The organism is Bacteroidota bacterium, from assembly GCA_035506275.1.
GTDB lineage: Bacteria > Bacteroidota > Ignavibacteria > UBA10030 > UBA8401 > JAGVPT01.
The window spans coordinates 67567-88718 of sequence record DATJPT010000002.1; the positions used below are offsets into that span (position 1 = coordinate 67567).

General features: G+C 54.2%; 16 protein-coding genes. 7 read left to right on the forward strand and 9 right to left on the reverse strand.

From position 1 onward, the window contains the following. Positions 1–167: 167 nt before the first annotated feature. Positions 168–3980, reverse strand: a complete 3813-nt coding sequence (locus VMF88_00735; protein HTY09570.1) for a PAS domain S-box protein — start codon at positions 3978–3980, stop codon at positions 168–170. Positions 3981–4294: 314 nt separating this feature from the next. On the opposite strand from VMF88_00735, the gene VMF88_00740 reads away from it, so the two are divergent. The 6 genes from VMF88_00740 to VMF88_00765 all read left to right on the forward strand — a co-directional run bounded on the left by VMF88_00740 (position 4295) and on the right by VMF88_00765 (position 11087). Then, positions 4295–4477, forward strand: coding sequence for a hypothetical protein (locus VMF88_00740; protein ID HTY09571.1), 183 nt, complete (start codon positions 4295–4297; stop codon positions 4475–4477). Between the two features lie 78 nt (positions 4478–4555). After that, positions 4556–4966, forward strand: a complete 411-nt coding sequence (locus tag VMF88_00745; GenBank protein ID HTY09572.1) for a hypothetical protein — start codon at positions 4556–4558, stop codon at positions 4964–4966. A 248-nt stretch (positions 4967–5214) separates the two neighbouring features. Next, the gene (locus VMF88_00750) at positions 5215–6507 is read left to right on the forward strand and encodes a TolC family protein (GenBank protein HTY09573.1); all 1293 of its coding nucleotides are present in this window, start codon (positions 5215–5217) and stop codon (positions 6505–6507) included. 50 nt (positions 6508–6557) lie between these two features. Then, complete coding sequence (locus VMF88_00755; protein ID HTY09574.1) at positions 6558–7547, forward strand: efflux RND transporter periplasmic adaptor subunit; 990 nt, start codon at positions 6558–6560, stop codon at positions 7545–7547. 80 nt (positions 7548–7627) lie between these two features. Beyond that, positions 7628–10780: a CusA/CzcA family heavy metal efflux RND transporter gene (locus tag VMF88_00760; GenBank protein ID HTY09575.1), complete on the forward strand. Its 3153-nt coding sequence runs from the start codon at positions 7628–7630 to the stop codon at positions 10778–10780. A 7-nt stretch (positions 10781–10787) separates the two neighbouring features. Further along, the gene (locus VMF88_00765; GenBank protein HTY09576.1) at positions 10788–11087 is read left to right on the forward strand and encodes a DUF190 domain-containing protein; all 300 of its coding nucleotides are present in this window, start codon (positions 10788–10790) and stop codon (positions 11085–11087) included. A 109-nt stretch (positions 11088–11196) separates the two neighbouring features. Here VMF88_00765 and VMF88_00770 read toward each other — a convergent pair whose 3' ends face one another. The 4 genes from VMF88_00770 to VMF88_00785 are packed head-to-tail and all read right to left on the reverse strand — an operon-like array spanning position 11197 to position 16139. Beyond that, the gene (locus tag VMF88_00770; protein HTY09577.1) at positions 11197–13620 is read right to left on the reverse strand and encodes a TonB-dependent receptor; all 2424 of its coding nucleotides are present in this window, start codon (positions 13618–13620) and stop codon (positions 11197–11199) included. A 22-nt stretch (positions 13621–13642) separates the two neighbouring features. After that, positions 13643–14059 carry a universal stress protein gene (locus VMF88_00775; GenBank protein ID HTY09578.1) on the reverse strand — a complete coding sequence of 139 codons (417 nt, stop codon included), beginning with the start codon at positions 14057–14059 and terminating at the stop codon, positions 13643–13645. A 31-nt stretch (positions 14060–14090) separates the two neighbouring features. Then, entirely contained in the window at positions 14091–15479 is a 1389-nt protein-coding gene (locus VMF88_00780) for an Nramp family divalent metal transporter (GenBank protein HTY09579.1), read from the reverse strand. 9 nt (positions 15480–15488) lie between these two features. Beyond that, the gene (locus VMF88_00785) at positions 15489–16139 is read right to left on the reverse strand and encodes a metal-dependent transcriptional regulator (GenBank protein HTY09580.1); all 651 of its coding nucleotides are present in this window, start codon (positions 16137–16139) and stop codon (positions 15489–15491) included. A gap of 346 nt (positions 16140–16485) precedes the next feature. On the opposite strand from VMF88_00785, the gene VMF88_00790 reads away from it, so the two are divergent. Next, positions 16486–17328: an alpha/beta hydrolase gene (locus VMF88_00790; GenBank protein HTY09581.1), complete on the forward strand. Its 843-nt coding sequence runs from the start codon at positions 16486–16488 to the stop codon at positions 17326–17328. Between the two features lie 9 nt (positions 17329–17337). On the opposite strand, the gene VMF88_00795 is transcribed toward VMF88_00790, so the two are convergent. Genes VMF88_00795 through VMF88_00810 form a run of 4 tightly spaced genes read right to left on the reverse strand, consistent with a single transcriptional unit; the run spans position 17338 to position 21143 of the window. Continuing rightward, complete coding sequence (locus VMF88_00795; GenBank protein HTY09582.1) at positions 17338–18036, reverse strand: outer membrane lipoprotein-sorting protein; 699 nt, start codon at positions 18034–18036, stop codon at positions 17338–17340. Positions 18037–18057: 21 nt separating this feature from the next. Continuing rightward, the gene (locus VMF88_00800) at positions 18058–19332 is read right to left on the reverse strand and encodes an MFS transporter (GenBank protein HTY09583.1); all 1275 of its coding nucleotides are present in this window, start codon (positions 19330–19332) and stop codon (positions 18058–18060) included. Between the two features lie 30 nt (positions 19333–19362). Further along, positions 19363–20202 carry an ABC transporter permease subunit gene (locus VMF88_00805; GenBank protein ID HTY09584.1) on the reverse strand — a complete coding sequence of 280 codons (840 nt, stop codon included), beginning with the start codon at positions 20200–20202 and terminating at the stop codon, positions 19363–19365. Beyond that, entirely contained in the window at positions 20199–21143 is a 945-nt protein-coding gene (locus VMF88_00810) for an ABC transporter ATP-binding protein (protein HTY09585.1), read from the reverse strand. Before VMF88_00810 ends, VMF88_00805 begins: the two co-directional genes overlap by 4 nt. Positions 21144–21152: the final 9 nt, after the last annotated feature.

Sequence of the window (21152 nt, forward strand, 5' to 3'; positions counted from 1 at the left end):
AGGCCGGGAGACGACCGGCTGGAAACGACCGACCGCAGCAGCGCGGTTCCACTCATCGTGCATTGTTCCCGGCTTCGGTGGTTGTGCCAGTCTGAATGTAGCGGGAATCAAGGGGAGAATCAAGAAAAAACAACGAGGCGGGATGGAGCGTGATGAAGTGCAGGCCGTTATTGTTTGTCCAACACACTGCGAATTTTTTTCAGCACTTCATCCGGCAAATACGGTTTTTGAATAAATTCCTCCACACCGCCTTTGAAGATCTCGGATTTTTCGTCAGCATCGATGTATCCGCTGGCGATGATGACTTTGATCGAAGGGTTGATATTTTTCAATTCTTTGAAAAGCTGTCTGCCGTTCATCTTCGGCAGTCCGATGTCGGAGACGACCAGATCGATCTCATTCCCGCGGGCGCGGTAGATGTCCAGCGCTTCGAGACCGTTCATCGCGGCGATAACCCGGTAGCCTCTGTCTTCGACCAGGACTTTCATCATTTCAAGCAGCGTCACTTCGTCCTCGACGATCAGAAGAGTTTCGCTTCCCCCCGGAATTTTTTCTTCTTCGCCGGCTGCGGCAGGCGAAGGGTTCGCTCCCGCCCTGATGACCGGGAAATACAGGTTGAAGGTCGATCCTTTGCCCGGAGTGCTTTCGACGTTGACGAAGCCGTGATGCTCTTTCATAACCCCATAGACGACGGAAAGACCGAGGCCGGTCCCCTTCCCTTCCGCTTTGGTCGTAAAAAACGGGTCGAAGATCTGATTCAGAGTTTTATTGTCCATTCCGGCCCCGGTATCAATGACGCTCAGACGTGCGTACTCCGCCGCCGCAACATCCGGAAAAAGTGTGCGCAGATTTTCCTTGGTCACGACATCGGTCTGCAAGGTCAGGACCCCGCCGTTCGGCATGGCGTCGCGGGCATTGACGCACAAATTAAGGACGGCCTGGTGAAGTTGTGTCGGATCCGCATTGATCGGGGGGATCGTCCTGCCGAGGCTGAGAGAGATTTCAACCGTTTTAGGGAATGTCTCCTTCAGCATCTTTGCGATCTCCTTGATCATACTGTTGACCTCCAGCGGACCGACCACAACCCCGGACTTGCGGGCGAAGGTGAGGATCTGCTTCACGAGGCCTGCTCCCCGGTTGACTGCAGCGTTGATCGATTGGATGCTCTGGGAGATCGTACGCGGGTCGCGCTCGATCAGCGCCGCATACCCTACAATAATGCCGAGGATGTTGTTGAAGTCGTGCGCAATTCCCGATGCAAGCGTTCCGATGCTCTCCATTTTCTGCATCTGAACGAGTTCGGCTTGGAGTCTCTTCCTCTCCGTCACATCCTGTTTGATGGCAATGAAAAAGGAAATATTCCCCGCCGCGTTGGCGACAGGGGTGATCGTCATTTCCTCATTATAGAGGCTTCCGTCTTTTCGTTTATTGACGATCTCCCCCTGCCACACCCGGCCGGAAAGAATCGTCTCCCACAGGCTCTTGTAAAATGACGGGGCCTGCGCCCCGGAACTAAGAAACCGCGGATTTTTTCCAACAACCTCATCGGCAGCATATCCGGTAAACCGGCTGAAGGCCGGATTGACGGAAACTATGATCCCCTCCCGGTTAGTGATCACGATTGCATTCGCCGCAGACTCGAGTGCCCGGCTGTGCAGCGCGATCAACTCTTCAGATTTTTTCCGGTCGGTGATGTCCTGGATCGTCCCGATCATCTTTAACAGCCTTCCGTCCTCGCCAAAAATTAGTTCACCGCGTCCGTAGACCCACCGCTCCGCACCGTCGTTGACCCGGATGATCCTGTACTCTTTGTCGAACGGCATCCGCTGAGCGATGATGCTGTCGAGGTATGAGATCATCCCGGCCTGTTCATCGGGGTGGACAATGGATCCCCATCCTTCGACGGTGCGCTGAAAATTTTGATCGATGCCGAAGATATCGTCCAGCTCTTCAGAACTCCTCCATACCCCGGCCGTAAAATCCGTAGCATACGAACCGATCCTGCCGGCTTTCTGAGAATTTCTCACCAGCTCGGTGCTTTCTTTCAACGCCTCTTCTGCAAGCGCCCGTTCCAGTTCTCGTTCGATATTTTCAATGGCGAACGAAACATCGAGGACGATCTCGTTCAAAAGTTCCAGCTCATCCTGACTAAAAAAATCCACGGAGGACGCATTCAGGGCGAAGAGGCCCACGGTACGGGAATGCAATTGGATCGGAAGCAGGGCAAATGACCGATATCTCCTTACTGAGGCTTGACGTCGCCACGGCCATTGTTGAACGTCCTTTTCAATGTCATTACAGATATACGACTGACCCGCCTGCAACGCTTTGACGATCTGATGGTCAGGGGGCATGCGGCGAATTTCTTCGTTGATCAGGGAAAAGAATTCGTCGTCAAGCCCGCGCTGACAAACGAGCTTCAATCTATGCGAATCCGTGTCGAACATTCCGATCCATGCCATTTGAAAAGAGCCGTATTCCACGCTGATATCGCATACTTTTTGAAACAGGGCATACTGTTCTGTGGCGCGGACGATCGTTTGATTCACCTGGCTCAACATGTAATAGAGGGAGTTGAGCGTCCTCAGCTTTTGTTCGGCTTGTTTTCGCTCTGTGATGTCCCTGACGATGCTCTGAAAAAAAATCCTGTCCCCAATTTTCATCGTCCGCGCGCTGACTTCGACGGGAAACATCGCGCCGTCTTTGCGCCGATGCCTCGTTTCGAATAGCAGCCCCTTTTCGTCCCCCAACTTCTCCGGAGCATCTGCCACCGGCGTCATGTTGCTCATTTCACGAATGTCGGCAATAGTAAGTCTGCGCATCTCATTCCGCGAGTAACCGTACGCATGGATTCCCCGTTCATTGATATCGATGATGTTCCCCGCTTCATCGGCCATAATAATGATATCGTTGGCATACCTCGTCGCATAGTCGTAATGCTCGGCAAGAGCCTTACGTTCGAGTTCTAACGCAAGTTCTCTCTTGTAATATGTTAAACGCCCTTGCCGCCAGAATAATCCAATGATCGATCCGACCGTCGCGATAAAGAGGCCTGCGTTGAGTTCCATCGCGGATTTCAATTCCCGGATGGGGGCATATACTTCATCCGTGCTTTCTTCGATGACAATGCCCCAGGGGGTGCCTGGAATATTCCTGGCGGCAGCAAGAACGGGAATCCCGTTATAATCAATCCCTTCAACAACTTCCCGGCCAGTGTTGATAAATTCAACAGCTGGAAGCTGGCTCTGAGTCAGTGGAAAACAAAGCGACAACGGCGCGTGCTTATGGTCTTTTGTCTCATTTATGAAAGAGACCGAATCTCTCTCCTTCCGAAAGAGAAGGGTTTCGCAGGTTTTATAGTTGGACGGAAACGAGTTGAGCGAGGGAAAGAAAAAATCCAGCGGTTTCAACTGCAGCAAAACGGCCCCCACGGAAACAGTGTCTTTCCCCCGTTCTATCAGGAGGGGGGCGATAATGTCGAGGTATATGCTGACGTCCGGCGCTTCCTTTTCGAAATCTCCAAAGACGATGTTCCTCGTTCTAAATGCCGATGAAAGGTCGCGATGAGCATTGAAGCCTATCTCCGCGCTTTTGCGTCCGGCGGATAGGAGAACGTTGCCGGCAGTATCAAGAAGGGATGCCATGTCATACGGCTGCGATTCTATTCTGGTGGTAAGCCAACTGGCGAGACCTTCGTTGACCGGCCGGGGGGACGGGCTTTTCAGCCATTGATCGAATGCGCGGGAGATGATCCTGTTGCGGGAAATTGTGAGAGCATCTGCGGCGCGCTCCTTTCGCCATTCTTCAATCTGTTGGACCTTCAGGTCAACGATCGTTGCGAGCTCTTTTTTCTTCTCTTGCTTGATCGACTCGCTTTGTTCACGATAATAAAGAAGTCCAATGAGGCTGACAGAAGCTGACGCAAAAACAAAAACGGCTATGTACATCCACGGTATGGTCCGTGAATTAATGGCTTTCATGATCTCCTTTCTTAGGCTGAAAAAGAATGAACCATTCTCTCACAGCCTAAAAAACACCCCCGGCAATCTCCTGAGAGGCTTTACGCCCAACGGCCATTAATTGCCAACAAACTGGAATTCGAGGCAACGATACTTACCCTACATTACTTCGTATGTACGTTTATTCGCTGGAAAAGTCAACACGTGTCCTACAACCAGTTCTTTGTTGGCGCGATTTGATTAAATCGTTCTATTTCAATACATTAGGACCAATGTCATTGTCCACTCGCCGAAGAACTACTCTACTTTGTATTGCAGCGTATGCAACAAGCTTGATGATAGTCGTGTTGCCGCACGGCGACAATCGGTCCGCGTTCGGCTCGGGAAAAACAGCGATCGCTCCCCACAGCGAGTCGGATATATCCGAGGTCCTCTTCGGCAGCATCTTCACCGTGACGTCGTCCCAGATCCTCACGATGGCGAGGGAACTTATAAGTTATCCGGATCGTCTATATTGACGCACGACCGGGTAATGGGCATTCTCAATGTGGTTGTGCATTTTGCCTTGAATTGATATTTGGCGTATTCCTCCTTCGATGAATAGATTCATCAGCAATAAATCGCTCTTCTTCTTCGCCGTTAGTTGGCTCTTCATCATCGCTCTTTTTGCGGATGGGGCCAACCTCGACGATCTGCTCCCCGGGACGGTCGTCATCCACTCGGACGAGGATAACGATTCTCAGACCGATTCGGATCTTTTGGCACAGGTGTCCGACAATGCTCCGGTCCATGCCCAGTCTCTCCCGCAGCATCAGACGAAACAGGAAGTTCCCCAGCCGGTTCCCCCGCTACGGATCGTCTATGACCAGGACAGCGATTCCCTCGCTGCGAACCCCGTCCTCGCATCCGAAGCATTCGTGCTGCTTCCCCCGGAAACCCAGGTTTCAATCGAATCCATCATACCGACTCATTCGCTCTACCTCCGCAACTGCACATTTCTCATCTAGCGTTTCGGCTCCTCTTTCACGTTGGTCAATGGAAAAATCTTTCAATTTTTGCATTGACCGCTAATTCCCGATCGCGCGACGAATATCCGTTCTGAAGCATCGTGCCGGTTCACGAGTATTTCAGTACGGCGTTTGTGAATTCATTCGATCGTTGAATCCGCTGCATTCATGGTCTCCCGTGATGCGCGCGTTCACGCATTCGTCATTCGCGCGATGCCGTCATTGGACATTACAGACCCGGATGATTTATGATGAGAACATTCATATTCAACGGCGTTCTTCTCTTTGCCGCAGCGGTATGCTGCGCCGCCGAAGAACGCGGAACCAGGAGCGATACGGTTGCCGTTACGCTCGAACAGGCCGAGGCCCGTTTTTTGAACGGCAATCTGCAGCTGCTCGCCGCGCGCTTCAACATCGACGCGGCGAAAGCGGCGGCATACCAGGCGGAGATCTGGAGCAACCCGAATATCGCCATAGAGCAGAATGCCTACAACAAGTTCACCAAAAAGTATTTCGACATCAGCAAAACCGGAAATACGGAAGTTCAGCTCCAGCAATTGATCCTTCTGGCTGGGAAGCGCGACAAACAGATCCGTCTGGCGGAGATCAATACGCGAATCGCCGAGAACACGTTCTACGATCTCCTCCGGGCGCTGAAGTTCGAGCTGCGGACCGATTTCTTCGACCTCTACTTTCTTCAGCAATCACTCGCGTTCTACGACGAGACGATTCCCCGCGTGAGGAAAACCGTCGCCTCCACCGAAGCGATTTACCAGAAGCGCTCCATTCTTCTCTCCGAGGTTTTGCGGCTGAAATCTCTCCTCTTCTCGCTTGAAAACGAGCGGCTCGGTTTGCTGAACTCCATCTCGGACATCGAACACGGGATGAGCATTCTTTTGCGCGACTCATCGGAGACAAGCCCGTATTTTGTTCCGCGGCTGAACCCGGAGGCTATCGACAGCCTGCGCATCGATTCTCTTTCACTGCAGGAGGTTCTTGCGGCGGCGTACGAAAAACGCCCCGACTTCAAGAATGCCGGGGCGCAAGTCGAGTACGAAGAGACGAACCTCTCGCTCCAGAAAGCGATGCGCGTTCCCGACCTGACCGTCGGCGGAAGATACTCGCGCGCCGGCAGCTACATTCCCGATTACTACGCACTCACCCTGTCCATCGACCTTCCGATCTTCAACCGGAACCAGGGGAATGTCGAAGTCTCGGAGAACATGCTGGAAGCGGACAAACTTCTCCGCGAGTACGCCCGCAAGAGTCTCGAACGGGAAGTTGCCGTCGCTTACAAAAGAGCTGTCGATACCGACAGCCTCTTCAGATCGTTCGATAAGAAATTCACGGGGGAGTACAAGACCCTTGTCGAAGGAATGGATGCAGACTACCAGAAGCGAAACATTACGATCATCGAATTCACCGACTTCTACGAGTCATACAGGACGAGCATGCTCCAGATGAACCAGCTTCAAAACGACCGGATGGATGCGTTTGAGGGACTGAACTATGCCGCCGGAACGAGCTTGATCAACCCGTAAAACGATCACGATTCAACGGACTTTATAGAGGAATCAGAGATATGAAAACCATGGAATTACTTGTGAAAAATCTTATTCTCCCCGGCGCGGCGGCAATCTTGATCTTTGCGGCGGCCGGGTGCCAGGAGAAGAGCGACGCAAATTCGCAGACGGAACAAGCGTCCAAAAAGCCGTTCGTCTCCGACGACGGAAAAGTGATCCGCTTTCCGTCGGGGACGGCGGGCCTGCAGCAGATCATGACCGCCGAAGCACATAAAGGGACGGCGCTCGTATCCGTGATCGCCCCTGCGCGGGTCGTTGCGACCATTTCCCCGTCGTCGACGCTTTCGAGGAACCTTGTGCTGTTCGAATCGCCCGATGTCACGACGCTCTATTCACAGTACCGCCAAAGCAGTTCCAACCTTGATCTGACGTCCAAGAACCTCGTCCATGTCAGGGAAATGTACAACAACCAGGGGGCCACGGCGCGCGACCTCAATCAGGCAGAATCCGACGCCGCGAACGCGCGTGCCTCGATGAATGAAATGGAGGGACGGCTGCGGGCGTACGGATTCAACCCCGCCGAGCTCGAATCGGTCGCTACGCAGACGGCATGGCTGATGTCCGATGTTCCCGAGACGGAGCTTCACGAGGTTCAAAAAGGGGAAGAAGTTCGGATCGTCTTCTCCTCCTTCCCCGATAAAACGTTCTCCGGGAAGGCGGCGGCGATCGGCGATATCGTCGACCCGGTCACGCGAACGGTGAAGGTCCGCGTAACCCTGCAAAACCCGAACGGGAGACTCCTTCCCGGAATGTTCGCGCGCGTCGATTTCAGTTACCCGCAGCGCGGCGTCATCCTCCTTCCGCTGAACGCGATCGTCACCGTGGATGCGGCCGACTATGCCTTTGTGCAGACATCCGACGGAGAATTTGCGCGGAGGAAAATAACGATCGCCAACGCCAGCGATGAAAATGCGGTCGTCCTTAACGGAATTTCGGAGGGGGAAAAAATCGTCACAGGGGGAACCATGCTTTTGAAAGGACTCAGCTTCGGGTATTAACCCAAGTGCACTACGGCACAAAATCTTCTCTCTTCATGTCTTGGCGGCTACGTGCCCCAAACTAAAATCGATAAAACGCTATGATACGAAAACTGCTTGCCTCAGCCCTCAACCAGCGGTTCGCGACCCTCTCGCTCGTGGCCGCGATCATCGGAGTCGGCATCTGGTCGTGGGAGACATTAAAAAAAGAAGCGTATCCGGACATCGGCGATACGCAGGTCACTGTCATCACGCTTTTTCCCGGACGCGCCGCCGAAGAGGTCGAGCAGCAGGTGACGCTCCCCATCGAGCGGGCGCTCAACGCCGTGCCGAACGTCATCAGCCGCCGTTCGAAAACGATCTTCGGCCTCTCCGTCATCGAGCTGACGTTCGAAGACGGAACGGACGATTATTTTGCGCGGCAGCGGGTCCTGGAGAAATTGAACGATGCGGTTCTCCCCGACGGCGTCAGTCCGTCGCTCGGTCCGCTCACCGGACCGGTCGGCGAGATCTTCCGGTATGTGATCGAAGCGGACCAGTCGTTTACTCCGATGGAATTGCGAACGCTGCAGGACTGGGTCGTCACCCCGCGGCTTCTCCAGGTCCCCGGAGTGGCCGATGTCGTTAACTTTGGCGGATTGGTGAAGCAGTATCACGTCATCACTTCTCCCGACCGGCTGCTGCGCTACAACCTCTCCGTTCAGAACGTCATCGACGCCATCACTGCCAATAACCTCAACACGGGGGGGAACATCATCCAGCGCGGCGGACAAGGGTTCGTCGTGCGCGGTATCGGTGCGATCCACACGATCAACGACATCAAGAACATCGTGGTCACGTCGATGAACGGAGTTCCGGTCTTCATCCACGATGTGGCGAGCGTGGAAGAATATCCGCTCCCCCCCGCCGGGGTTCTCGGATACACCCTCCAGCCGAACGATTCGACGCACATTGACGTCAACTCGAGCATTCAGGGGCTGATCGCGATGCGCCGCGGCGAAAATCCTTCCGACGTCGTCAATGCCCTGAAGGAACGGGTTCAGGAGATCAACGAAAATAATCTTCCCGACGGGGTGCGGCTGCGCGTCACGTACGACCGGAGCGAGCTCGTCAACTACACGATCGATACCGTTTCCAAAACCCTTTTCGAGGGATTTTCGATCGTCATCATTGTCCTCATTTTCTTTATCGGCAGCGTTCGTGCGGCGCTCGTGGTCGCGACAACGATCCCGATCTCGATGCTCTTCGCCTTCAGCATGATGAAGCTGACCGGCATTCCGGCGAACCTTCTCTCCCTCGGGGCGGTCGATTTCGGCATCATCGTCGACGGCGCGGTGGTCATGGTGGAAAATATCATGAGGAGATACCGCGATGCGACGCCCGACGAACGGCGGCAGGGGATCATTCGTTTCACGTTGTCATCGGCGCAGGAGGTAGGCCGGGAAATATTTTTCTCGATCACGATCATCATCCTGGCCTATCTGCCGATCTTTTCCTTCCAGAGGGTGGAAGGAAAATTGTTCTCGCCGATGGCGTACACGCTTGCCTACGCCATCACCGGATCGATGCTCCTCGCGTTAACGGCCATCCCCGTGCTTATGACGATGATCTACAGGAAGCATTTTGATTCGGATAACCCCGGACGCATCGAGTGGCATAATCCGGTGTACGAATGGATCGAGAAGAAATACCGAAAGATCATCGAACACATCACCCGCTATTCGCTCGCGGCGACGATCGTGTCGGCGTTGATCGTGATCGCCGTTGTCTTTGTGGGAGTGAAAAAGATCGGCACCGAGTTTCTTCCCGAACTCGACGAGGGGTCGTTGAACATCCGGTGTTTCTTCCCGGTGGGGATTTCGCTGAAGGAGGCGGAACGCTACTGCCCCGTCATCCGCAGCGTCATAAGCAAACACAAACCGGTCAACGTTGTCCTTACTCAATTGGGAAGGAACGATGACGGGACCGATCCGTATGGACCGAACCGGCTCGAAATTCTCGTCGGCCTGAAGGAATATTCCACCTGGAACAAGCAGATCTCAAAGGAAGAACTGCTCACGCAGATCAAGAATGAACTTGAGGAGGCGGTGCCCGGCGCGCAATTCTCCTTCTCCCAGCCGATCCTCGACAACGTGACCGAAGCCGTCACCGGAAGCGTCGCTGACCTCGCCATTCTCATCAACGGCGACGACCTGAAATTGATGCGGTCGAAAGCCGATTCCATCCTCGCCATCATCAAAACGATTCCCGGCGCGAGCGAGTGCGGCATCGAGCAGGAAGGAGACCAGGCGCAACTGACGGTCGACATCGACCGGGGGGCTGTTGCCCGGTACGGCATCAACGTGAGCGATGTCCAGAAGATGATCGAAGCCGCGATCGGCGGGAAAATCGTCGGGAAGCTGTATGAAGGCGAGCGGCGGTTTGACATCGTTGTCCGCTACTCATCCGAGTACCGGGCGTCCATCGAATCGGTCCGGGACATGCTGGTCCCCTCGCCGACCGGCGGACGCATTCCGATGTCGCAGCTTGCCGCCATCAAGCTGATCGACGGTCCGACGATCATTCAGCGCGAGGACGGGCTGCGGCAGATCTCCGTCCGCACCAACATCCGCGGGCGCGACCAGGGGGGATTCGTGGCCGAAGCGCAGGCGAGGGTCGGCGCTGCGATCACGCTGCCAAAAGGATACACGATGTCATGGGGGGGCCAGTTCGAAAATCTTTCCCGGGCCGGGAAGCGTCTCGCCGTGGTGATCCCGTTGACAATCGGCATTATCTTTCTTATCCTTTTCACCATGTACAGGAACGTGTGGCATGTCGGCGTCGCGATGTCGAGCATCCCTTTTGCGTTGATCGGCGGGATCGCCGCGCTCCTCATCCGCGGATACAGTTTCAACGTTTCAGCCGGCGTCGGTTTCATTTCGCTCTTCGGCGTATCGATCATCGCCGGCGTTCTTTTCGTCTCACGGACGAACCGATTGATGGAGGACCTCAATCTGGATCTTTACGAGGCGGTGAAAAAGGCGGCGGTCATCCAGCTTCGCCCGAATTTGATGACCATGCTTCTTGCACTGCTGGGGCTCATCCCCGCCGCACGGGCGACCGGCATCGGTTCGGACGTGCAGCGCCCTCTGGCCACCGTGATCGTCGGCGGACTCTCATCGGCTCTTCTTATGACGCCGCTGATCCTCCCGGCAATCTATCTTGTTTTTGTGAGACGAAAAAATAACAATCACTCCATTCCAACCGAATCATGAGGCGGCTATGCTTGAAGTGACGATCTTCCTCGACGAAGACGACAGGATCAAAGACGAATCGTTGTACCAGTATATCATGAAGTATCTCCTCCATCAGCATATCAAGGGGGCTTCAATGTTCTCGGCGATGGGGGGATACGGCGCAAAGCGGCATCTTCATTATCCGCATACTATCGGGGCATCCGGGGAAGGACCGATGATGATCCTCTTCATCGATGAAGAAGAGAAGGTCAGAGAAGTTCTTCCCCATTTGAAGGAGGTTGTTGCGGAGGGACTTATTGTGCTGAAGAAGGTGGAACGGGCGTGAAGCAGGCTTCTCAGTTAACAGTGATCAGTGATCAGATCCCTTTGGTGTCTTCGTTTTTACTGATCACTGCTTACTGTTTATTGTTGAATGTTCATTGATCCTTGTGCAGCTAAATTCGGAACCCAGCCTTCAAAACGACGCATCGCGGCTCCTCCCAGCTTGCTCCGGTTGTATATGCCCCTTTGATAAGATGAATATGATCTAGCAAATTGGTGATGTAGATGGACGGTTCGAAAGCTCCCCCTCCTTCGAGATGGAATGTATGTCCCCCACTGAGATTAAATATCCAGTACGGCGTCGTATGAGCTGCCTGATTAAAATCAAACAATCCTGTTTTGTAGATTGAAATGTCTTCCGGGTGGCCGTTTGAAAGTCCGGACCCGTATGTCGCCTCGGCGTTGATATACCAGTCTTGCGGCTGGTAATTCACATCAGCGACGATCGAGAGTCTTTGATCATGGTCAAGGTCCGTTGCAGATCCGTCGCTGCTCGGGGGCAAGAAACCTCCTGTCAAGAGTCCCGAACCGATCGCATGAATAATTGAAGAGTTCAAGTGGCCTGAGAACGGCGTTCCCGGATCGCTGTAAGAGAAAGAACACTCGATCCCCGTGGTCTTCACGTCCGCTATATTGAACGGGGTCTTGATTGCCGTGTTGCCAATTTGCGCGTCGTCCGTAAACGGGCTCGCCTCCTTGAAGAAGGCCGCCGTCTTTATTCGCACGTTGAACGGAAAGCTGCGGGTGTAGACAGCCTCGTAGTAGGAGTCGCGTTCCGGAAATGTTGGCGAGACCGAGTTGCTCACATATTGCGCTATCGAGCGCAGCGCTTCGATATTCGTAGGCATGAAAAGTCTGCCATAATACAGGTAGCCCGAACTGTTTTCATCGATCAGGAAATTCCACCGGACGCGCGGGCTCACCTGCCGCTGAAGCGGTACATCCGGAGCAATGTGCTGGTCATAGCGGACCCCGAGGTCAAACGAACTCCAATCGAGAGGCCGCCACTCTGTTTCGGCGAACACGCCGAAATCCGAACCGGCGAACCTGGTACGGATCGATGGTCCGGGGTTTTGCAAAGAATCTCGTGACGTGAAATTCTCGACCCCTCCTGTGGTGCTGATGTTGAATCCTACCTTATACATAGCGTGCATCGCAAGCCCCTGGTCAAACGTTGAGCGGACTCCGAGTGTTGTGAAGCTTCTGTCTTCGAAAAGATTCTCGTACGTGGTATCTCCGGCAAATTGAAAGGTTGGCGGATCAATGGCCCCGGGGGTATAATCCAGGCTCCCTTCGCGGGCATACCCTCCAATGAAGAAGTCTTCTTCCCGATCGCTTTGGGAATTCATCGCCCGAAAATACGATATCGATTGCAACGAATTGGCCGTTTCCTGCACATCGGATGCAATTTGAACCGCAGGGTCATAGGGAACTTGCGTGGAAGTTTTTCCGAAACTGAGATTTGCCGTTATGTAATCGACGTCGCTGATGATATAATCGAACTTGCCGTAAAGAAAATAATCGAACCCGTGGTCATGAAACAGCGTCGGCACCGGCGTGTCGATGCGATGATCCGCTTCCTGGCGCGACCCGGAAATATAATACCCCAGGCTGCCAAGGTGATCGCTCATCGACAAAGCCTCCCCGTCCGAATTCAATGCCCGAAACGGGCCGACCCGGCCGCCGAGAGTGTCTCCCGGCGCGGCGGATGACGATCCGCTCGCGACTTCGGCTCCGGGAGAGAATGGTTTCGTTCCGTTGAAAACCAGATAACTCCCGATGTACGTCGACGCATCGAGATGAAAGCTCCCCGTTGGAACGCGATTGTTCAGGTCAATGATTGCGGACATCTGTCCGCCATATTCGGCCGGAAAACCTCCCGTGATGAATGTTGCCCGATCGATGACTTTCGGATCGACAACTTCATTCAATCCGCCGAATACGCCGAGAGGGACCGGAATGCCGTCAATGTAATACGTGAATTCTCCGTGCGATCCCCGGATATGAACCTCGCTGGTAGGGGCTCGTGCGGCTCCTGTAAGATTCTCCTGGATCAAGCTCGTCATTTGATTCGTCGGCGGCGGATGGTAGGTTTCCGACTCGAAGGTCTGATTGCCGGTCGCCAAGTCGATATTCGAGACGCCAAGCTCGCGCTGACCGACAACTTCAACAGTCTGAGTTTGATTTCCCAGCGGCTGGAGATTAATCGTGAGGCTTGCGTGATCCGAGTCTACGAGGATGGAATCGACAAAAATTTCATACCCGATGAACCAGGCGGTCAGCTTGTACGCGCCCGGCTGAATTGTACGAAACAGAGCCTGACCTACCATGTTGGTCGGGCTCTGTGCAATAAATTTACTTCCGCGCTGCAATACTACCCGCGCGAGACCGATGGGAATTTTTTCCTTTGCGTCATAAACCGATACTCGCAAATCTGTTTCGTCTTTGCCGTCGGCAGCATGCGTCGGATGACTGCGCGAGTAACTCGCCAGGGAAAGGCATAGAAGCACGACGGAAGGAATTCTTCGGGTCTGCATCAATCGTATTCGTTGTTTTGCGCTATTTGGCTTTGAGGAGGAGGACCGGCACGCTCACGCCGTGCCGGACTTTCGTCACAGTCGTACCGAGAAACAAGTCGGCCACCAGCCGGTGACCGTGGGTGCTCATGGCCAGAAGGTCGCATCCCCCCTTCTTGATCCATTTGACAATTTCTTCCGCCGGTTCGCCGTACGCCAATTCTGCCTCGGCGGGGACGCCGCCTGACCGGAACTCCGCGGTCACATCTTCCAAATATTTCTTGTCCTGAACGAGCTCCGGGCTGACCGCATCCGAACCGAAGGTGCGCGCCGCCCACCCATCGGCAACGTGCAATAAGACGACTTTGCTCTTCATGAAGTGGGCGAGCTGTTTGATGTGCTCGATGATCGCCCTGTCGGTCGGAGTCCCATCCAGCGTTACGAGAATCGTTTTATACATCGAAGTATCCTTTTGGACTGAAGGAAGAATTTTATCCGCCGGTGATAACCCGCCATGCCGCTGTCAACGAATCCGGCAGGGCGTAAATATCCATAATTGTGATCAGAATTGCACTCCCCCACCCGGTGATCATCAGGAAAACGCCATTCTTCCACATCCCCATGCGCTTTCCGGAGCTTGTGAACAGAAGGAGGGGAAACATCGTGAACGGGAGCTGAAGCGCGAGGACGACCTGGCTGAGAGTAAGGAGGTCCGTTACGCTGCTGTCGCCGCGGAGGCCGATGATGAAGATTGCCGGCAGGATCGCAAGCGTGCGCGTAATGAGGCGCCGAATCCAGGGCTTGATCCTCCAATGCATGAAGCCTTCCATGACGACCTGGCCGGCAAGCGTGCCGGTGATCGTGCTGCTTTGACCGCTTGCGAGAAGCGCAACGGCGAAGAGGGTGCTCGCAACGACCGTCCCCAGCAGCGGGGCAAGGGTAAGGTATGCAACGCGGATCCAATCGCTCTCCGCCGCGAGCTGCACGATTTGTCCGCCGGCGGCTGCAACGCTCGTCTTCCCAAAAAAAACGATCGCGGCAAGGACAAGAATCGCAGCGTTCACCAAGAACGCGATGCTCAACGCGATCACGGAATCTATGGTATTGAACTTTACCGCCTGCCGAATAGATGCTTCGTCCTTCTGCAGTTTGCGGCTTTGCACGAGCGCTGAATGGAGATACAAGTTGTGCGGCATCACCGTCGCACCGATAATGCCGATCGCCACGTAGATCATCCCGACCTGCCGAAAGCTGGGAGAAATCAGTGCAGTCCCCATTTCGACAAAACTCGGCTGAGTCTGCGAGAGAATGAATATCTCGATGAAATAACAGACGCCCATCGTTGCCACCAGCAGCAGGACGATCGCTTCAATCGTGCGCATCCCGAATCGCTGCAACCCGAGCAGCAGGATCACGTCGAGGCCCGTAATAATGACAGCCCACAACAGCGGAATATGGAACAACAAATTGAGGGCGACGGCGCTGCCGAGAACTTCAGCCAGGTCGCAGGCACCGATAGCAATTTCCGAAAACAGCCAGTTGGGCCACCGGGTCCATTTCGGATACCAATCCCGAAGACACTGAGCGAGGTCTTTTCCGGTCACAACGCCGAGACGGGCGGCGATCACCTGGAGAAAGATCGCCATGACGCTGGCCATCCCGACCACCCAGAGCAGCCCGTACTTGAACTGGGCGCCCCCCTGCAGATCGGTTCCCCAATTGCCGGGGTCCATGTACCCGACGCTGACGAGGACTGCAGGCCCGACAAACGCCCGCCAACTCTTCCAGAAACCGGCCTCGTGTTTCGGGACGGCGACAGTGCCGTGCACTCCCTCCAGCGACACGTGCCCTATCTCCGATGACGATCGAGAATTTTTCATTGTTCCCGTTTACGCTTCGATAAAAATATTTTTTGCCAGCACAGAACTGACGACGGTTTCCCTCGTCCCGATCTTTACGACCAGGGAATCATCGAATTTATTTTTTTGCTTCACGAAGATCCGCTTGTTGAGCGAGAGCCCGATCGATGAGGCATATTGCAACAGCTCCGGGTTCGCGTCATGGACGCGCAGGACGCGGACCGTCATTCCCTCTCCGGCCTCGCCGAGGGGACGAATGTTCATCGTTGCGATCGTCCCATCCTTTTGAGGAATAGGATCGCCGTGCGGATCGACCTTTGGATACCCGAGCACCTCGTCGATCTTCTCCTCCATCCTCTCGGACATGATGTGCTCAAATTCTTCCGCCTCTTCATGGATCGTGTCCCACGAAAAATGAAGCACCTCCGCGAGGAACATTTCCCACAACCGGTGTTTGCGAATGATCTGGAGCGCGGAGCGCTTCCCCTTTTCCGTCACGGCCACTCCTTTATACGGCTCGTGGCGGAGAAAGCCCTTTTCAGAAAGCTTCTTCACCATGTCCGTAACGGATGCGGGGGAAATTTTCAGCTTCGAAGCGAGGCGGCTTGTGGTGACCTTCTTCTTCCCCGATTCAAGCTCGTAAATATTCTTTAAGTAATTCTCTGCGCTGATGCTGGGCATATTTAGGCCGGTTAAATTTAGTCATACCTAAAATAATATTTAGAGAAACAAAAGTCAAATCTCGCGGGGTGTGGTAGTGTTACCGTCTCAGCTTGGAACCTTCTGGGACGAGGGATCCCAATCTCAGATTGGGAACGGAGCGAATCTGGGGCTCGATGACTTGTGCCGAAAGAAATATTGCCGAAGATGTTCCCAAACAGAGTTTGGGATCGAGAAAGGAAATTGTCAAACTTAGAGCTGCCCAGAACGGATTCCCCAAGTTATCGGGCCGGATGAAATCCGGTTCTACATCAACCAAGAACTCTGGCTTTCGCTGTACGAAGGGCTTTTTTTCGTATATTACGGCATGAAAACCGGCGAATTTCAGATTTCCGTTGGCTCGACACACCTTTACTATTCCGTCGCCGGCGGCGGAGAACCCCTTTTTATTTGCCCTGTCACATGGGGGATCGACGGCCACCGATGGACGATGCTGGAGCGCCTGGCTAAAGATTTTACACTCATCCGTCTTGACCCAAGAGGAACGGGAAAATCGGGGCCAGTGAACAATAAAAGCGAGTACGGCATTCCGACTCTTGTGAGCGACATGGAACAGGTACGCGCCGACCTCGGCGTTGAAAAGTGGAATGTGATGGGGCAGTCGGCAGCTGGATGGGCAGCGCTGGAGTACGTGCTGGCCCATCAGGAGCATGTGAAGAAGCTGATCGTTGTTTGCTCGTCCCCTACCGGACAATTTCACGCCGGGACGTTCCGCGACCCCGGTCATCCCCTCTACCCGCAGTATCAGCGGCTTTCAAAGGAGATCCGTTCGCTGCCGCAGGAAGAACGGGTCAAGCAGTTCAACCGGACGATCTATCAGTTCGATGTTCGGACGGAGGAAGGGAGAAAAACGGTCGACGGGGTCTTCAGGGATGCGGAGTTCGATCCGAGGCGGAATCAATATTTTGCGATGAACGAGCTGGCGAGATATGACGTCACTCAGCGCCTGAATGAGATTGCCGTTCCGACGCTGATCATCGGAGGAAGGCATGATGTTCACGTCTCGCCGTCATGGTCCGAATTGATGGCGCAAAAAATTCCCCGTGCGGAACTGATGATGATGGAAGGGAGCGGACATTTCCCCTGGCTGGATGAACCGGAAAAATTCTTCGAAACAGTGACGACGTTCCTCTCGGTAACACCAGAATAAAAACCCTGCCTACTGTTTGCTGTTCTGTTCCTTCTTCTGGAAGATGTCGTCCGATAATCCGGTGTTCACTTTGTAATCGGAATAGAGGATAACAGTTTTTCCCTTTCTCGGCATCCGTTGAGGTGGATACATCTTTTCGGCGGTAGAATCGGCCGACTGTTGGGTTTCCATTCGAAGCTCCACCTTAGACGGGAGAATGTATTTCCCCCCTATCTTCTCATACTCAAGATCGGCGATGACTTTCCGAACTTCCGACGGCGACGATTCAAAATGTGTGACAACCCAGCGGGCACCATCGACCCAGATGTAACTCTCGCGGACAGGCTTTCCTTTTTCTGGTTTGGAGACCAATTTTATTTTATAGAGGCTCACGCCGTCCTTCTGCTGAGTTTCCATTAATGTGGCATCGAATTTATCGATGAACTGCGCAGGGTTCATGCCGACAGCGTCGCGAGGGACCATCGAAAAGCTTTTCGATTCCACATAGACCTTATCCGGTTTCTTAAAATAGAGTTTGACGAGCATCTCCGGAATCTGCATCTTCTCCATATCCACCGTGACCTTTAAGTCGACCGTGTAGTCGGTCACCAGATCGAACTGCTTCTTCACATTGCGTAGAACCTCATCGGCCGTCATTGACTGAGCAGACAGAATGCCGGTTCCCATAAAAAGCAGGGCAAAAATTTTTACCATCGTTGTTTTCATCATCTCATTCCTCCGCTGATAGCGTTATGCTGCTTCCTGAATTGTCTTATGCATCGCGATGAATCTGTTATAGATCGCCATGAGGATCGTCGCAACAACGCCGACCGCAAAGATCGAGTACCAAACGGTGGACGGATGCGAGGTCTTTGCGAACGTCACATAGAGCCACCCGCCGAACGGGCCGCCGACCAGCCAGGCGATGGCGATCGGAAGAAATCCGTATCCCTGGAACAGTCCCTGCTGTCCTTTCGGAGCAAGTCCTGAAATATATTCGTAGTAGCGCGGCGCCTGTGTCATCTCGCCGAGCGACCAGACCGCCAGGCTGCCGACGATCACCCAGATGCTCGGATGGAGCGCGATGAGGAGCCACGAGAGCGTGCATGTTGCAAACCCGACGACAAGAGCCGCCCCGGTAGGGATGTGTTTCGTCATCCTGTTGACGACAAGCTGCAGCAGAATGATCCCCCACGCCCCGGTCGATTGAATGATCTCGAACGGCGCGTCTTTGGAAATGTAATCGGTAATGTAGTATGGGATGACGATGTAGATCTGCCAGAACATTATCCAATAGAGCGAGAAGATGATCAGGAAGACCATGAACTTCCAGTTGCTGAGCACGACGACGAGATTCCGGAATTTCACCGAAAGAGATTCGACAACGACCGTTTCGGCGGATTCGGCATTTTTATAGAAGAGGATGTTCACCAGAAACATCGCGGCGCAGCTCAGCGACGATACAAGATAAACGTACTCGATCCCAATGCTGTCGCGGACAAAATAGGCGATCGCCGGTCCCGTCGCTCCTCCGATATTGACCAGCCAGTAGTAGACGGCATAGCCGAGCGATTTCGTCTCCGTCCTCGAGGTCGCGGCAACGGTTCCAAGCACAGACGGCTTGATGAACGCACCGCCGATGGCCGTGAAAATGAACATCACGACAAGAACCCAATACAGCGGCAAGCCGCTGTAGAGTCCTGCGAACATGCTCATGCCGGTGGTGCCGATCAGGAAGTAGCCGACCGCGAGCATGGCAAACGCCACTGAGAACGCTTTGCGAAAGCCGAATTTGTCGGCGAGCGTGCCGGCAATGATAGGAAACATCCACAGCAAACCGCCGAAGACCGAGGAGATCTGCCCCGCCTCGATCTCGTTGAAATGGAGATGATCGCGCAGGTAAATGCTCAGGACCGTCGCTTGTCCGTAATAGGCGAGGCGCTCGAACAGTTCCATTCCGTTCGCCACCCAAAAGGTAGGGTGGAATCCGTTCTTGAAATCAGCAAGGCTTTGGCGAATCTGCATGGATCTTCTTTCGTCCGTTGATGGGAGCCGTTAAGAGAGAATGTCTTTCTTCCGGAAAACAAAAAGCGTGATCGCCCAAAAGCCGATGCTATAGGCGGCGAGGACGGCGCACGATTTTTCGATCAACCCCCAGTCCAGCGGATTTTTGAACGCCTGCTGCCAGACGTTTTGGTACGTCGTGAAAAGGAACGGCTTGACCGGCTCGAACAATTCCACGGGCAGGTTCGAGATGACAAGAAGCGCCACCACCACCGCCATCGTTGCGATGATAGGGCCGATGGCATTTTCGACGAACGACGAGAACAAAAAGGCCAGCGACGCTACGACCCACATCGAAACGATCGCAAGGCCGTACGCGAGGGCAAACCGCGTCCACATCTGCGATTCCGGCAGGATCGTCAGCGTGTCCCGGTCGATGGCGAGAAGGTCGCCGCTGCCGAAGAGTGCAAGACCGAGTCCGACGCTGAGCAGAGCGATCGAACAGACGAGGGACGCGGTATAGAGCAACGTCGTAATGTACTTGGAATTGAGAATGCGGTCCCTCGAGACGGGGCGGATGAGCGTCAGGCGGAAGGTCCCGGCCGTCGCTTCCCCGGCGAGCTGGTCGCCCGCGACGAGGCTGATAAGAAACGGCACGTGCACCCACAAGCTGTTCATGATCAACTGCGCGATGACCCATCCGTTGAACAGATTGCCGGTAATGAAGAAATCGCTCTGCAGCGTCCGCATCTGATACTGGATGAACCTTCCCCCTTCGGCCTTCATCGCCCACATCACCAGGGGAATGATGACCGCGACGACGATGAACCCGATGTACGTCCTCCACTTTGCGTACGTCTTGAACAATTCGTAGTAAAGAAGATTAATCATGGTAGCTGCGTTCGATGATCGTTCTCATTTTCTTCAGTGACCGAGAGGAAATATTTTTCCAGCGACCGCTGCTCCTGTACAGAAAAGACCTTGCACTTGGCCGCCACCAATTTCGCCACGACCGATGGAATATCTTTTGTTTCGACCGTTGCGACAATACCCGGCGATTCCACCTCCGGCGATCTGACGTTTTTCAACTTCGTCAAAATTCCCATCACTTTCTTTTGAGGCTCCGCAACGATCCGGATCCGGTGTGCGCTGGCGCGTAGCAGCTCGTCGACGCTCCCCTGCACCACCAGCCTTCCTTTATTGATGATGGCCATGCGTGTCGCGACCTGTTCGACTTCGTTCAAGAGGTGCGACGAAAGGAACACGGTCATGCCGTTCTCTTTGGAGAGGCGAACGATCAATTCGCGCACTTCTTTCATTCCCTGCGGGTCGAGGCCGTTGGTCGGCTCGTCGAGCACGATCAGTTCCGGGTCGCAGAGCAGCGCCTGCGCAATGCCGAGCCGCTGTTTCATGCCGTGCGAAAATGTCTTCACCCGGTCCCCGTGCCGGTCATCGAGGCCGACGGCCGCCAGCGACTCCATGATCTTTTTTCTTTCGGGAGTTTTCCCGAGCGTCAGCGAGCCGGCGATCTCCATATTGCGGTACGCGGTAAGATACAGATAGAAATCGGGCTTTTCGACGATGCCGGCCGCCTTTGCGAGCGCCTGTTCCCTTTCTTTTTCGAGGAGATGGCCGAACAGCTCTACAGAACCGGCCGTCGGCTGAATGAGCGAAAAGATCATCCGGATGGTCGTGCTCTTGCCGGCGCCGTTCGGGCCCAAAAATCCGAAGACGTCGCCGCGGCGGATCTCGAGGTTCACATCCTCTGCGGCCCAGCGGTTCTTATAGCGCTTGCCGAGGTTGATCGTACGAAGGACGATATCAGAAGACATAATTCAATG

Excerpts from the sequence above, each read along its gene's own strand:
- VMF88_00735 (HTY09570.1), bottom strand. The coding sequence starts at position 3,980 with ATGAAAGCCATTAATTCACGGACCATACCGTGGATGTACATAGCCGTT.
- VMF88_00740 (HTY09571.1), top strand. The coding sequence starts at position 4,295 with ATGATAGTCGTGTTGCCGCACGGCGACAATCGGTCCGCGTTCGGCTCG.
- VMF88_00745 (HTY09572.1), top strand. The coding sequence starts at position 4,556 with ATGAATAGATTCATCAGCAATAAATCGCTCTTCTTCTTCGCCGTTAGT.
- VMF88_00750 (HTY09573.1), top strand. The coding sequence starts at position 5,215 with ATGATGAGAACATTCATATTCAACGGCGTTCTTCTCTTTGCCGCAGCG.
- VMF88_00755 (HTY09574.1), top strand. The coding sequence starts at position 6,558 with ATGGAATTACTTGTGAAAAATCTTATTCTCCCCGGCGCGGCGGCAATC.
- VMF88_00760 (HTY09575.1), top strand. The coding sequence starts at position 7,628 with ATGATACGAAAACTGCTTGCCTCAGCCCTCAACCAGCGGTTCGCGACC.
- VMF88_00765 (HTY09576.1), top strand. The coding sequence starts at position 10,788 with ATGCTTGAAGTGACGATCTTCCTCGACGAAGACGACAGGATCAAAGAC.
- VMF88_00770 (HTY09577.1), bottom strand. The coding sequence starts at position 13,620 with ATGCAGACCCGAAGAATTCCTTCCGTCGTGCTTCTATGCCTTTCCCTG.
- VMF88_00775 (HTY09578.1), bottom strand. The coding sequence starts at position 14,059 with ATGTATAAAACGATTCTCGTAACGCTGGATGGGACTCCGACCGACAGG.
- VMF88_00780 (HTY09579.1), bottom strand. The coding sequence starts at position 15,479 with ATGAAAAATTCTCGATCGTCATCGGAGATAGGGCACGTGTCGCTGGAG.
- VMF88_00785 (HTY09580.1), bottom strand. The coding sequence starts at position 16,139 with ATGCCCAGCATCAGCGCAGAGAATTACTTAAAGAATATTTACGAGCTT.
- VMF88_00790 (HTY09581.1), top strand. The coding sequence starts at position 16,486 with ATGAAAACCGGCGAATTTCAGATTTCCGTTGGCTCGACACACCTTTAC.
- VMF88_00795 (HTY09582.1), bottom strand. The coding sequence starts at position 18,036 with ATGATGAAAACAACGATGGTAAAAATTTTTGCCCTGCTTTTTATGGGA.
- VMF88_00800 (HTY09583.1), bottom strand. The coding sequence starts at position 19,332 with ATGCAGATTCGCCAAAGCCTTGCTGATTTCAAGAACGGATTCCACCCT.
- VMF88_00805 (HTY09584.1), bottom strand. The coding sequence starts at position 20,202 with ATGATTAATCTTCTTTACTACGAATTGTTCAAGACGTACGCAAAGTGG.
- VMF88_00810 (HTY09585.1), bottom strand. The coding sequence starts at position 21,143 with ATGTCTTCTGATATCGTCCTTCGTACGATCAACCTCGGCAAGCGCTAT.